The organism is Achromobacter xylosoxidans (assembly GCF_001457475.1).
Lineage (GTDB): Bacteria > Pseudomonadota > Gammaproteobacteria > Burkholderiales > Burkholderiaceae_B > Achromobacter > Achromobacter xylosoxidans.
The window spans coordinates 3957516-3972187 of sequence record NZ_LN831029.1 but is presented as its reverse complement, the minus strand read 5'-3'; the positions used below and the strand labels follow the sequence as shown (position 1 = coordinate 3972187).

The window sequence follows — 14672 nt, the reverse complement described above, 5'->3', positions numbered from 1 at the left end:
TCAGAGAGTACGTGAGGGAGTGCCGGTGTCGCGGCGCGCGTCATCGGATGACGGCACGCCTTCGGCGGCGGGGCGCTGCGGATTGGCGCCGGGCGTCTGCAGCACCGGGTTGTTGCCGGCCGGCACGCTCAGGAGCGCATTGTCGCCGGAAGGCAGCTGCCAGGTAAACGCGGAGGCCACGGTCAACACCTGCGGATCGGTGTACGCGCCCAGGGCGTCGGGGCCGAAGCCCTTGGACGGAACCGTGCCCTGGAACAGCGGGTTGGCGGTGGGCGTGGTGGGGATCACCGTGCGCGGCGCCGTCACGGCGGCCAGGCGGTCGATCACGTCCGTCGGGCCCCAGGTGGCGCCGTTCATGTAGTACGGCGCGCCGACCAGCGAACTGCGGACCATGGTGGCGGCCATGGAGCCGGTCTTGCCGCCGATCGCGCCCCACATGTCGGCCGAGCCGGCGTTCGGCACGGTCAGCCCGGCCACGTCCAGCTTGTGGCTCGGATCCGCGTCGTTCAGGCCGATGCGCAGCGCGCCCACGCCGGAGGCCAGCGTCAGCGAGGTCTGCAGGCCGCTCAGGCCGATGGCGGTGATGTCGCCGTTGGTCTGGATGACCGCGTTGCCGCCTTGCAGCTTCGCCGGCGCGCCCAGGTTGATGGGGCCCTGCGTCACCAGCAATTGCGCCGGCAGCGTCAGCCCGGCGCCGCCGGTCTGGGTGAAGCCGGTGGCGGCCCTCACGGTGCTGCCCGCGCCAAAGGACGTGGTGCCGGTCGGGCTGGTATTGGCGATGCGGATCGAACCCGTGTCGGCGGTGACGTTCTTGCCGAACGACAGCGTGTCGCCCGCGATGTCGATGCCGTCCGGGCCGGAGGCGCGCACCGCGCCGTTGTAGCTGGCGGACTTGGCTTCCAGCTGCTGCACGCGGTAGGCGCTGACATCGCCGTTGAACACGATGGTGTCGACGGCGCGCAGGGTCAGCGAACCCAGGCCGGTGGCGTCGCCCGCGACCTGGATATTCTTGCCGGCGTTGACGTTCAGGTTGTTGCCGTTGCCGCCATCCAGCTTGCTGCCCAGGATCACCGAGCCGGTGTCGCTGGCCAGGTCGCGGTTGCCAGCCAGGGTCACCGCGCCGTTGTAGACCTGGTCGCCGGTGGTGTGCGTCTTGCCCGGACCCATGGTCGTGGCGCCGGAGACGGCCAGGCCGCGCAACGGCGTGGTGGCGCCCACGTCGCCCTGGATATCGGCGTTGCCGACGATGATCAGGCCTTGCTGGCCCGGCTGGGTGCCGTCGACGCCGGCCTTGAGCTGCACGTCGGCGCCGGTCAGGGTGGTGTCCACGCCGCTCAGGATGACGTGCTGGCCGTATTGCTGCGAACCGGTGGTGTCCACCGAGCCGCCGTTGATCAGCACGTCGCCGTTGCCGCCGGTCTGCACCGAGGCGGCGCGCACCGGGCCGTCCAGCACGATGTCGCCGGCGGCGCTGACCTTCAGGTCGCCCAGGCGCGAGCCCTGGCCGACCGGGCCGGCGAAGGTCACTTCGCCTTGAGTGGCGACGACCGTCAGGCCGTGGCCGCCGTCGACCGCGCGGTCGAAGCCGATGTCGCCCTGGCGGCTGGTCACCGAGACGTTGCCGCCCACGGTCACATTGCCTTGGTACGACTGTTCGCCGTCGGTGACGATGCTGCCCGCGCCCAGCGTGGCGTTGCCCTTGACCGTCAGGCTGGCCAGCGGATCATTGGCGCCCAGCGGTCCCTTGAGCACGGCGTCGCCGTCGATGGTCAGGTCGTGCTTGCCGTCGCCGCCGCCCAGCAGGCTGACGGTGCTGCCCTTGAGCACGGTGTCGGTGCCGAACAGGGCGCGTTCGCCATAGGATTGCGTGCCGGTGGTGTCCACCAGGCCGCCGTTGATGGCCACGGTGCCGCCGGCGTCGGTGTTGACCGAGGCGGCGTACACGGCCTTCTCGAAGGTGGTGGCGCCGTTGCTGTTGACGGCCAGGGCGCCCAGGCGGCCCGTGGCGGCGTCGCCGACCTGTTCGGCAAAGCGCACGTCGCCGCTGCCGCTGCTGACCGTCAGGCCGCTGCCGTTGCCGCTGGTGACCGTATCGTTGAAGGTCACCTTGGCGTCGGCGGTGCTCAGTTGCGCATTGCCGGACAGTTCGACCTTGCCCAGGTAGGACTGTTCGCCCACCGTCTTGAGCGGGCCGCCGCCGAGCGTCGCGTCGCCGTCGACGGTCAGATAGGCCAGGCGGCCATTGGCGCCGGCGCCCACCGGGCCGTTGATCGTGGCCGGACCTTCGATGGTCAGGCCCTGGCCCTCGTCGGTCGAGTTCGCGCCGCCGGCCAGGGTGACGCTGGCGCCCTTGAGCGTGACGTTGCCGCCCAGCGTGACCAGCTCGCCGAATCGCATGACGCCAGTGGTGTCGACGCGCTCGCCCGTGATGGTCACGGCGCCCGGGTCGTCGGTCTGCACCGATGCCGCGTAGACCGAACCATTGAAGGCGGTCGTGCCGGCCGTGTCGACCGTCAGGCTGCCCAGGCGTTGCGTGGCGCTGCCGACCGCGTCGAAGCTGACGTCGCCGCCGGCCGTGGACACGACGTGCAGGTCATGCGTGCCGTCCAGCGCGCCGTCGAAGGCTACGCCGCCGGTGGTGGCGCTCAGCGTGTGATCGCCGCTCAGCGTCACGGCGCCCTTGTAGCGCTGGTTGCCGGTGGTGGCGATGCTGCCCGCATTGAGCGTGGCGGCGCCGTCCAGCGTCAGGCTGGCCAGCTTGGTGGTGGCGCCGATGGCGCCGGTCAGCAGGGCCGTGCCGTCGATTTCCAGCGCATAGGCGCCGTCGGCGCCGTTGGCCAGCGTGACGGTGGTGCCGGTCAGCACCGCATCGTCGCCCAGCGTTACGTGGCCGACGTAGGTCTGCGTGCCGCTGCTGGTGACGCTGCCGCCGTTGATGGCCGTGCCGCCGGTGCCCGCCTGGTTGAGCGAGGCGATGTCGACCGCGCCGCCGTAGGTGGTGGTGCCGCTGCTGGTGACGGTCAGCGCGTTGGCGCCCGACACGGCGCCCGTGAAGGCGACCGCGCCGCTGCCGGTGGTCACGCTCACGGTGCTGGCCAGCGTGGTGGCGCCGTCGACGCCGAAGGCGCCGTTGGCGGTGGTGTACGCGCCGCGCAGCGTGGTGGCGCCGTTGTACTGCTGGGCGCCGGTGGTGGCGACCTGGCGCAGGTCGATGTTGTTGCCGGTGATGGTCAGGCTGGCCAGGTTGGAGGCATTGCCGCCCAGCGTGACGTCGCCGTCGTCGGCCACGATCACGGCCTGCTGCGCGCCGCCGTTCAGCGCGCCCGAGAGGGCGACGCCGCCGTTGGCGCCGTTGGCCGTCAGGGTGCGCTTGCCGCCGGCCAGCGTGGCGTTGCCGGTGATGCCGATGGCGCTGCCGGTCAGGTCGCCGTTGAGGGTGACGTTGCCGGTGTAGGTCTGGCTGCCGCTGGTGTTGGCGGCGGCCATGGCGATGGCCGCGCCGCTCACGGACAGGTCATGCGCGTCGGCGCTGGCGATATCGTGGCTGACGGTGACGTTGCCGGCGGTGGAGGCCAGCGCGACGTCGCCGCGGTTGCCGGCCGACAGGCCGACCGTGCTCGCCAGGTTGCCGGCGGAGGCGATGCCGATGTTGCCGTCAGCCGTCGCGACGCGGCCCAGCGTCAACGGACCGGAGGCGTCCACATAGATGTCGCCGCTGCCCAGGACATTGGCCTTGAGATTGCGGGCCGACGTGGTGAAGTGGTCGGCCTGGGTGCCGATGCCGGTCTTGCTGGTCAGGTCCAGGCTGTTGGCCGTGAGGGTGTTGTCCAGCCCCAGCAGCGAGCCCTCGGCGGCGCTCAGGATCACGGTGCCGCTGGCGGCGCCGGCGTTGACGATGCCGATCTCTACATCGCCATGCTGCGAGGTCAGCGCGATGGTGCGGTTGCTGCCGACGGCGGTGGCCGAGGCGTTCAGCGAGCCGGTGGCCGTGGCGCTGATGTCGCCGTTGGCGGTGCTCAGCGACGCGTCGAGCGCGCCGGTGTTGGTCAGCGTCAGGTTGGCCGGCGTGCTGGTGCCGGTCAAGCTGGCCCCGATGGTGCGGGCTTCGGTCACCAGCGTGGTGTTGCCGCCCGCGGCGCCGCTGCTGAAATTCAGCGTGGTGCCCTTGACGTTGATCGTGCGCGGCGTGGCGCCGGCGGCCACCACGTCCTGCGTGCCCTTGAGCGTGATGGTGCCGTTGGCCTGTACGCCGGCGCTGGCCAGCGTCAGCTTGCCGCCCGAGGACAGCAGCAGGTTGGCGGCGGTGTTCGACATGCCGCCGCTGGCGTCCAGATCGCCGGCCGTGGTCAGGTAGACCGAGCTGATGGCGCCGCTCTGCTGGATGTTGCCGCTGTTGGCGCTGAGCGCACGCGTGCCGATGTTGTTGACCACGATGACCGCGCCGTCGGCGGCGGTCGACAGGTTGCCCAGGGCGCCGAGGTTGGTGCGCAGCGCGATGCCGCCCGAGCCATTGCCCGGGTAGGCGGCCGAGCCGATGCTGCCGCCGGCGACGGCTGTCAGCGTGTTGCCCAGGACCAGGTTGTTGGCCACCGCGCCCAGGATGGAGCCGGCCGCATTCAGGCTGATGTCGCCGCCCGCCGAGGCGTCGATCGTGTTCACCGACAGGTCGCCGCTGGTGGTGGCGATCGAGATGTTGTTGCTGGCCGAGCCGTTGCGGCTGATGGCGCTGGTGACCAGGGTGGAGCCGGCGGTGGTGATGCCGATCGCGCCGTTCTGGGTGATGACCGACGCCAGCGTGGTGCCGGCCGCGCGGTTGTCGTTCAGGTAGATCGAGCCCGCGCCGGTGACTTCGGCGGTGATGTTGGCGGCGGTCGTCTGCAGGTTGTCGGGCGAGCCGGCGGCGCCGCCGATGCCCGCGCCGGCCTTGAGCACAACGTTGTTGCCGATGATGCGCGTGGAGTCCTCGCGGTCGTCGACGATGGTGCTGCCCGTCTTGCTGAAGTCGATGTTGACGCTGCCGGCGCCGGCGTCGATGTTGCCGGCCACCAACTGGCTGTTGGCGCCGTTGCCGGTGATCTTGATCGCGCCATTGGACGAGATCGCGTTGGCGATCTGCAGATTGCCGGCGGCGGCGATGTCGATGATGTTGCCCGACAGGTAGGAGTAGACGGAGTTGTTGTCCGCCGCCAGGTACATGCCGCCGCTGGTGGTGGCTTCGACGCGCTGGCCGGTGGCGTTGATGCGGCCGTTGCTGGCGCCGATGGCGTTGGCGGCGTTGAGCGCCACGCCGTAGGCCTTGACGGTGGCGCCGGCCGCGTCGGCCAGGATCGAACCGTTCTCGGCGTTGAGCGTGACCTGGCCGTGGTTGGCGCCGGCCTGCACGTTCTTGACCGTGATGTTGCCCGAGGTGGTCTTGACCGAGATGTCGTTGCCGGTGGCGTCGGTGCCCGAGGTGACGCTGGTCAGCGCCAGGCTGCCGTTGCCGGTGATGCGCGTCTCGCCATTGGCGACCGAGGTCGTCAGGCCGCCCAGCAGGTTGCCGCTGCTGTCCAGGTAGAGCGAGCCGTCGCCGGTGACGGTGGCCGACACCGGGCTGTTGGGCGCGGCGATCTTGATGGCCGCGTCGCGCGTGCCGATGCCGTTCTGCGCGGACAGCGTGATGGCGCCGGCGCCCGCGCCCGAGAGCGTGCCGCCGCCGTACAGGATGCTGCCGGTCTGGGCGTTCAGGGTCAGGGCGTTGCCGGTGCCGTAGCTGACCGTGCCGACCAGGATGTCGCCGGTGGTGGTGGTGACCGACAGGTCGCCGCCCGCGCGCAGGTTGCCCAGGTTGATCGAGCCGTTCTGCTTGAGCCAGATGCCGCCCGAGGCGGTGGCGGCGATGTTCTTGACCTGCGTGCTCAGCGCCAGGCCGGCCGAGCCGATGGTGTTGGGCGTGTCGCCCGTGCCGGTGGACAGCGTCAGGTCGCCCGCCACGATCTTGGACGAGCCGTTCATGCCCTGGATGGAGCCGCCCGTGTAGTAGTACGGGTTGGTCGACAGCGTTACCGAGCCGTTCTGCGTGACGTCGATGTCGTGCAGGTTGATCGCGCCCACGGCCTGGTAGGTGAAGTTCAGGCCGGTGGTGTCGCGCACCACGGTCAGCGCGGTGGCGTTGTTGGAGTCGCCGCCGCTGAACGTCAGGTTCTTGGCGTCGATGGTCAACATGCCCGCGCTGCCCAGGTTCGAGCCCTGCGCGTTGTTGCGGATGATGGTCAGGTCGGACAGGTCGGCCAGGTTGTCGACGTAGATGCTGCCCGGCGTGGCCATGGTCAGCTTCTCGGTGTTCAGGTGCAGGCGGGCCGAGTTCGACGCGCCGATCGAGGTGCCCGTGCCGTAGTTGGCCGTCAGGTTGACGCTCTTGCCGGTGACCAGGTTGCTGTTGTTGGCGCCGACGATGCTGCCGCGCGCGGTCGACAGGGTGACCGCGCCGTCTGTGGACGTGATGGTGCCCACGGTCAGGTTGCGGCCGTTGTTGGCGGTGTCGGCGCTCAGGGTGATATCACCGGCGCCGGAGGCCGAGGCCACCTGCAGGCCATAGGCTTCCGTCAGCGCGATGCTGCCATCGGCGCGGTCGGTCTTGGTGGCGCTGAGGTTGACCGTGGTGGTGCCGTTGGCCAGCGCGGTGGTGCGAATGGCGCTCTTGTTGCCGATCGAGCCATTGGCCGTCAGGTTGACGGTGGTGGCGTTGTTGATCGTGCCGCTCAGGATCGAGCCGCCGGTGTTGTTGACGGTGAAGGCGTTGCCGTTGGTGTTGACCGTGCCCAGCTCGATGTCGCCGGTGGTGTTGCTGACCGAGCTGGCGCCCGTCGAGACCAGGCTCGGCAGGCTGGTGTTGCCTTCCACCGTGATGTACGCGCCGCCGCCATTGGCGCGGCCGTTCAGCGTGCTGACGCGGGTGTCGATGGCGTTGCCGGCGCCGGCCGCGCCGATGGCGTTGTTGGCCGTCAGGGTCAGGGCCGCCGCGTCGATCTTGGTGGTGCTGTCGCCGTCGCCCAGCAGCGAGCCGCCGCGCGAGGTCAGCGTGACGTTGTCGTTGCCGACATTGATCTTGCCGACCGTGATGGTGCGGTCGCTGGTGACGCTGAGGTTCAGGCCGCCCTGGTCGATCACTTGGCTCAGCACCAGGCCGGCGCTGCTGCCGCTGCCGCCGTCGGTGGCCTGGAATCCGATGTTGCCGCCGTCGCGGGTGGGCGAATTGATGCCGTAGCTGCGCGCGGCATTGCCGGTGGAGTACAGCGTCAGCGAATCGATGTGCGTGTCGGAATCGACGTAGACGTCGCCGGCGTTCTGGATGCTGACGATCGGCGCCGACAGGTTGATTTCGCGGCCGACCGCGCCGATGGCGCCCGAGCCCTGGGTGGTGATGTTGACCTGCGCGGCGGTGATGCGCTGGCTGTCGTCGGCGCTGCCCAGGATGCTGTTGTTGCTGGACAGGCGCACCGTGCCGGTTGGCTGCGTGTCGATGATGCCGATGTCCTGGCCGACGTTGCTCGACAGCATCAGGTTCAGGCCGGTGTTGTCGCGCACCTGGTTGACCTGCAGGCGGCTGCCGTTGTGGGCCACGTCGAACAGCAGTTCGTTCGACTGGATCTGGTAGGTCGCGGGCGCGCTGCCGGTGGCGTACAGCGACAGGCTGGCCAGGTCGCGGTCATTGTCCACGTAGACGTCGCTGCCGGCGGTGAGGTAGAGCTCGCTGGTGGTGGTGTGGATCGAGCCCGAGTCGTCGCCGGAAGCGACGCCGATCTGGCCGCTGGTACGCAGCGTGACCACGTCGCCAGTGATGTGCGAAGTCGGCGACAGGTTCAGGATATTGGCCCCCGAGCCATAGGCGTCCAGGCTCACGGTGTTGGCCGGGCCAACGTCGACGTTGCCGACGTACAGCGTGCGGTCACCGCCGAACGAGAAGTTCAGGCCGGTCAGGTCGCTGACCTCGGTCATGGCATAGGCGCCGGCGTCCGTGACATTGAACGTCAGGCCCTTGGCCGCGACCTGCAGCACGTTGTCCACTGCGCTGTTGGCGTGGTTGGCGGTGATGTTCAGCGAGAACAGGTCGCTGGCGTTGTTGACGTACAGGTTGCCGCCCGATTGCGTAGTCAGCTGGCGCGTGTCGGTCTGCACCGCGTTGCCGGCGCCACCGATGGACTGCGCGGCGGTCAGTGTCAGCGCCGGGGTGACGAAGCGGCCGGCGCCCTGCGTGATCGAACCGTTGGTCACGTTGACCTGGGCCGAGCTGGTGGCGCTGTTGTCCAGCAGCGTCAGGCTCTTGTTGTTCGACACCCACAGGCTGCCGCGGATGTTCGAGGACAGTGAGTCGACACTGACGAACAGCGGCTGGTTGGTGGCGTAGGTGCCCGTCACCGAGCTGGCGTTGAGCGTCAGCGCGCCAGTGGTGATATTCGGCGCGCTGGCGCCGTTGCCGTAGATGGTGCCGTTGCTGGCCAGAGTGACCGAGCCGCCGGCGGCGGTGGTGACCTTGTTGACGGTCAGCGCGCGGTCCGACGAGATCGACAGTGCCAGGTTGTCGGTATTGATGATGTTGCTGAGTGTCAGGCCCGAGACGTCGGTCGAATCATTCAGCGAGAACTCCGTCATGCCGGTGGCGCTGATGGCGTAGGTGTTGACGACCGCGCCGTTGGAACTGCTGTGATTGGCCGTCAATGACAGCGAATCGAGCTGCTTGTCGTTAGCCACGTTCACATTGCCAGCGGAGGCGATCGACAGGTTGGACGTGCTGGTCTTGGCAAAAACGCTGCCGTTGGTGCCCAGGGCGCTCAGGCTGACGCTGTTGCCGGTGATCAGGCCCGAGCCGCCGATGCTGGGGGCCAGGTCGCTGTTGACGTAGCGCGTGGTCAGCGACACCGAGCCGCTGCCGGCGTTGATGGTGTTCGAGGTGATCGCGGTGTCGGTGTTGATGGTCAGCGCCGCGCCCTGCATGTTGGCGCCGATCGTCATGTTGGTGCCGCTACCCAGCGACAGCGACTGCCCGCCCATGCCGGCGAAGGCATAGCTGTTGGTGTCGTAGTTGACGCTGCTGCCGGCGTCGCGGCGCGACAGGTACAGGTTCAGGCTGCTGAGCGCCTGGCCGCCGTTGTTCAGGTTGATGTCGCCGTTGTTGGTGACCGCCAGGTTGCTGGTGGTCACGCGCAGCGCCCGGGCGCCGGCGCCGATGGCGCCGGTATTGGCGTCGCGGGCGGTATAGCTGTCCGAGCCGGTGGCCGATAGCGTGACGCTGTTGGCCGTGATGCGGCCGGCGCCGCCATCGCTGGTGATGCTGGAGTTGACGCCGCCGCCGGTCGTGGCCAGGTTGACCGAATTGGTGGCGGTGATCGTGCCGGCCTGGATGTTCTTGCGGCCGCTGAAGCTGAAGTCGGTCAGGCCGCCGGTGACCTGTTCGAGGTACTGGGTGGTGCCGTCGTCGCTGATGCGGATGGTCTGGCCGGCGCCGCCGCCGATCTCGAAAGTGCTGGCGCTGCCGGCGGCCTTCAGGCTGTTGATGGCCAGGCTGCGCAGCACGGTGTCGCTGCTGACGTAGAAGTGGTTGCCGGCGGTCAGGCTGAGCGCCGACGTGCCGTTCAGGACCAGCCCGCCGCCCGTGACCGACGAGCCGATGGAGCCGCCGGTGCCCGCCGTCAGCGCCACGGTCGAGGCGCGGATGGCGCCGCTGTTGGCCGGATCGTCGTTGCTGATGTTCTGGTTCGAGGTCAGGCTGACCTTGCCGTTGGCGCCCGCGTCGATGCTGCCGACCAGCAGGTTCTTGCTGTTGGCGGTGAAGCCGAAGTCCAGGTTGGTGGCGCTGGCGATGTTCTTCAGGTGGATGCCGCTGGCGTCATCCGTCACGGTGAACGCCGTCAGGTTCGGCGCGGTGATCGCATAGGTGGCGTTGGCCGTGCCGTTGCGGGTGATGTTCAGGCGCGTCAGGCCGACCAGGTTGTCGACGGCGATGCCGCCGCCGCTGGCGAGGCTGACGTCCGGGGCCTGCAGGGTCAGCGCGGCGCCCGTCGCGCCAATGCTGCCGCCGGCCGCCAGCGCGATGCTGCTGGCGCGGATCTGCGTGGCGGCGTCGCCGTCGTCCAGCAGCGAACCGCCGGTGTTGGCCAGGGTGGCCGCGCCGGCGGCGCTCAGGCTGCCGATCGTGGTGTTGCCCGACGCCTGGGTGTAGCCGATCTGGCCGCTGCCGGCCTCCAGCCGCGTCAGCTTGATGTTGCCGGTGGTGCCGTTCAGGTAGACGTCGGTGCCGGCGGTGGCCTGCACGCTGGCCTGGCCGCTGCCGCCCACGCCGATGTAGCGCAGGCTGCCGTTGTACACGCCGCCGATGGCGCCGGCGGCGGTCAGCAGGATGTCATTGCCGCCCGCGTACACGTTGCCGGTGCCGTTGCCGAACAGCGAGCCGTTGGCCACGTTCAGGGCGACCGCGCCGTTCCAGCTGCGCACGGTGCCGGACAGCAGCGCGTCGCCCTGGCGCGTGTCGATGCGCACGTCGTCGGTGGCGGTGATGTTGTTCAGCGTGACGGTGCCGGTGGTGTTGGACGAACCGGTGGGGTGGGGCAGCTGGACGTAGAAGCCGCCATTGCCCGCCGAGCCGCTCAGGCTGCCGGCGATGATGTCCAGGTAGCCCGCGCCGCTGGCGCCGACCGCCTTGCCGGCGATCAGGTTGACCGCGTTGGCCAGCAGGCGGGTCTGCTTGTTGCCGTCGTCGCGGATGTCGCCGGCGGCGTTCAGGGTGATGCTGCCGCTGTAGCCGGCGTCGATGCTGCCAGCCGTGATGTCGCGGTCGCTGGTGAAACTGAAGTTCACCGAGTTGGCGTCGCGCACTTCGCGGATGGTGTGGCCGCTGGCGTCGTCGGTGATGTTGAACAGCAGCGACGGCGCGCGCACGTCCAGCACGTAGTGGTCGTCCGCGCTCTTGTGGCGGGCGGTCACCGACAGCGAGTTGAGGTCGGCGATGTTGGTGGCATACAGGTTGCCGCGCGTGTCCAGCGACAGGCTGGGCGCGTTGACCGCCACGTAGTTGGCGGCGGTGCCGATGTCCTGGTTGGCCGTCAGGCTGACGTTGCTGGCGGTGACGCGCGTATCGGCGATGCCGTCGTCCAGGATGCTGCCCAGGGTCGAGGTCAGCGTGATGACGCTGCCGGCGCGCAGGTTGCCCAGCTTCAGGCTCTGGTCGCCGGTGAAAGAGAACTGGTTCAGCAGCGAGCTGTAGACCTGGCGCAGCTCGTAGGCGTTGCCCAGGTTGTCATTGATATCGAAGGTCAGGAACGGCGCGGCCACCTGCAGCGTGTTGCGGCGGGCCGGGTCGGCGTGGGAATTGCTGATCGCCAGGTAGGTCAGCGTCTTGCCCGGGTTGTCGATGAAGATGTCGCCGCCGCTGCCCAGCGTCAGGCTGGTGGTGGCGGTGGTGAGGTGTTCGCTGGCCGTGCCCAGGTGTTGCAGGGCCTGCAGGTTGACGCTGCTGCCCGCCAGCACGCTGTTGGCATTGGCGCGCAGGACGCTGCCGCCCTGGGCGTTGAGCGAGAGCGTGCCGTTGCCGGCGTCCAGCTGGTTGGCCGTCAGGTTGGCGACGCCGGTCACATAGATGCCGTTGTTGGCCTTCAGGTCGTCCAGCAGCACCGAGCCCTGGGCCTGGTTCAGGAAGATGCTGCCGCCGGTGGCGTGCAGTTCGCCGGCGGCGGTGCGCAGGTAGGTGCCCGCGGTGCCGACGGTGTACGAGGTGTTGGAGGCCGGGGCCAGCAGGGTGACGACGTTGCCGGTGATCAGCGAGGCCGAGGTGCCGGTGATGCTGCCGGCGCGCGCGGTCAGCGTGACGTTGCCGCTGCCCGCGTTGACCTGGCCGGCGTTGATGCTGTTGCCGGTCAGGTTGACGGCGCCGCCGCCCGAGCTGACGTTGTTGGCCGAGACGCTGCCGGCGCCAGTGATGGTGATGGCGGCGTTGGCGGCCTGCGCCTGGGTGATGTTCAGGTTGCTGCTGGTGCTGTCCAGGTACACGCCGCCGCTCGAGACGGCGGACAGGCTGCTGGCGCTGGTCTTCAGGCTGCGTGCGCCGGTGCCGATGGTGCCGTTCGCCGCCGCCAGCGTCAGCGAGGACGTGGCGATCGTGGTGGCGTCGACGCCGTCGTCCACGATGTTGCCCAGGGCCGACGTCAGGACGGCGGACGCGCCGGTCTTGATATCGCCCAGGGTCAGGTTGCCCGTGGTCGTGGCGACCAGGCTGCCGGTGGTGTCGATGGCCTTCAGGATCGCCGAACCGGTGTTGTTCAGGTAGACGCCGCCGGTGCCGCTGGTGGCGGTCAGCGAGGCGGTCTGGGTGTTCAGCCCCTGGGCAGACGAGCCGATCGCGCCGCTCCTGCCGTCGCTGCCGGCGGCGCTCAGCGTGATGAAGCCCGCCTTCAGCAACGAGGTGGGCGTGCCCAGGATGTGGCCGGCCGTCGAGGTCAGCGCCAGCGCGCCGCTACCCAGGTCGATGTTGCCCGCGGTGATGGTGCGGTCGCCGGTGAACGAGAAGTTCAGGCCCGGCTGCGTGACCGTGCTCAGCTGGTAGCTGCCGTTGTCCTGCAGCGCGAAAGCCAGGTCGGGCGAGGTCAGCTGGAAGCTGTTGTTGACGCCCGGTTGCGCGTGGCGGCTGGTGATGTCCAGCGACGTCAGCGTCTGGCGGTTGGCCACGGCCAGGTTGCCGCCGGTCGCAAGCGACAACTGGGCCGTGCGGGTGTTGACCGCCGCGGCCGGATCGCCGATGTTGCCGCCGCTGGCGTCCAGCTTGACGCTGCCGCCGGCCACGACCTGGTTGGCGCCGCCGGTGTTGCGGATCGAGCCGGCGCTGGTGCGGACCAGCGCCGCGCCGCTGCCGGCGTCGATGACGTTGGCCAGGTTGATGTCGCCGGTGGCGTTCAGCGTGATCGCGCCGCCGCGGCTGGTCAGCTTGCCGATGTTGTCCAGCGTGCTGCCCACGCCCAGCGCTTCCAGCGTGATGGAGCCGCCCTGGGTGCTGATCTCGGTGTTCGCGTTCTCGAAGCGGATGCCGCCCGTCTGGGTCGAGCGCATCGTGAAGCTGTGGCCGCTGGTGGTCTTCAGGTTGATCGCGGCCATGTCCGCGACCGTGATCTGGCCGGTGGCTTCCAGCTTGATGTTGGTGGTGCCGGCCAGGCTTTCCAGCAGGCCGCGCGACACGGTGTTGTTGGCGGTGTTGGCGTCGCCGCCGTTGATGGTGCCGTCGCCGGCCGCGCCGTCCTGCGAGCCGCTGCCGCTGGCGGAATCGACGATGCGCAGGTCGGTCGGGTCGATCAGCAGCAGGCCGGTCTTGCCCTTGGGCGCGCGCAGGTCGGCCGAGCCGGTCAGGCCGATGTTCTTGTTGCTGGAGACTTCGGCGAAGCCGCCATCGCCGCCTTGCGCGCCGCCGCGCGCCGACAGGCTGCCGGCAAACGCCGTGGCGTCGTTGGACCACATCGTCACGTTGCCGCCCTTGCCGTTGACCAGCGCGTCGGCCTTGAGGCTGGCGCCCGCCGCCACCTTGACGGTGGACGACTTGCCGCTGAACGCGGCCGAGCCGTCGTCGGGCGCGACGCCCTGGCTGCCCAGCGCGATCTCGCCGCCGCCGGCCGCGCCGGACACGTCGATGGCGGCGCCGCGCGCCACGTTGACGTGTTCGCCGGTTACCACCACCTTGCCGCCACGCTCGCCGGCGTTGGCGCCGGTGGCCTCGACCGTGCCCGCCACATTGACCGTGCCGGCGTCGCCGCCCGACAGCACGATCTTGCCGTTCTGCGTGCCCACCGCCTTGGCGCTGACGATGCCGTCGGTGTTGACCACGTTGTCGATCACGCCCTTGACCGCGCGCGCCGTCATCAGGACCGTGCCGCCGTCGGCGCGGATCACGCCGTTGTTGGCGACCAGGGCCGAGACCGGTTTGCCATCGGCGTCCTTGGGCAGCTCGCTGACGGCCGAGGTGGCGTCAAAGCTCAGCAGGCCGTCGCCGTGGAAGTCGACCGTGACGGTCTTGGCGCCGGCCAGGGCCACGCGGCCCAGCTTGGCCTCGATCACGCCCGAGTTGCGCACGGCAGGCGCCACCAGCACCGCCAGGCCGCTGTCCTTGATGCTGATCGTGCCTTCGTTGACGATCATGGCGTTGGCCTTGGACGACGGCTTGTCGAACTTGTACTTGCCGGCCAGGAAGTCCTTGTCGCTGATGTTGGCGGTGGTGGCGACCAGGCCGCCCACGTCGATGCGGGCGCCCTTGCCGAACAGCACGCCGTTCGGGTTGACCAGCATCACCGTGCCGTTGGCGTTCAGGCGGCCGAAGATGGCCGACGGATCGTTGCCGACCACCCGGTTCAGCGTGATGCTGTTGCTGCCCGGCTGGCGGAAATTGACCGTCTCGTTGGCGCCGATGCTGAAGTCTTTCCAGTTGATGATCGCCTTGCCGGTCGACTGGTTGATGTCCAGCGTGCCGTTGCCGCGGTCATTGATGGTCGCGCCGCCGGCCACGACGTTGCCGCCGGTGGGGTTGGCGTGGGCGCCGCCGGAGACCAGCGAGCCGATCACCATCGCCATGGTGGTGAGCGCGGGCAGGGGCGGGGCCTTCAGGGACTGGCGGCGGGCGGATTGGGCGAGGATGCGGGATTGACGATTCATGGTCGGTCGCT

The 14672-nt window shown here is 69.5% G+C and carries 1 protein-coding gene; it reads right to left on the bottom strand.

Annotated elements, in window-relative coordinates:
- Complete coding sequence (locus tag AT699_RS17820) at nt 1-14661, bottom strand: filamentous hemagglutinin N-terminal domain-containing protein (RefSeq protein WP_024069352.1); 14661 nt, start codon at nt 14659-14661, stop codon at nt 1-3.
- Nucleotides 14662-14672 lie beyond the last annotated feature (11 nt).

Bases quoted from the DNA above. Each gene is read 5' to 3' on its own strand.
- AT699_RS17820 (WP_024069352.1), bottom strand. From the start codon at position 14,661: ATGAATCGTCAATCCCGCATCCTCGCCCAATCCGCCCGCCGCCAGTCC.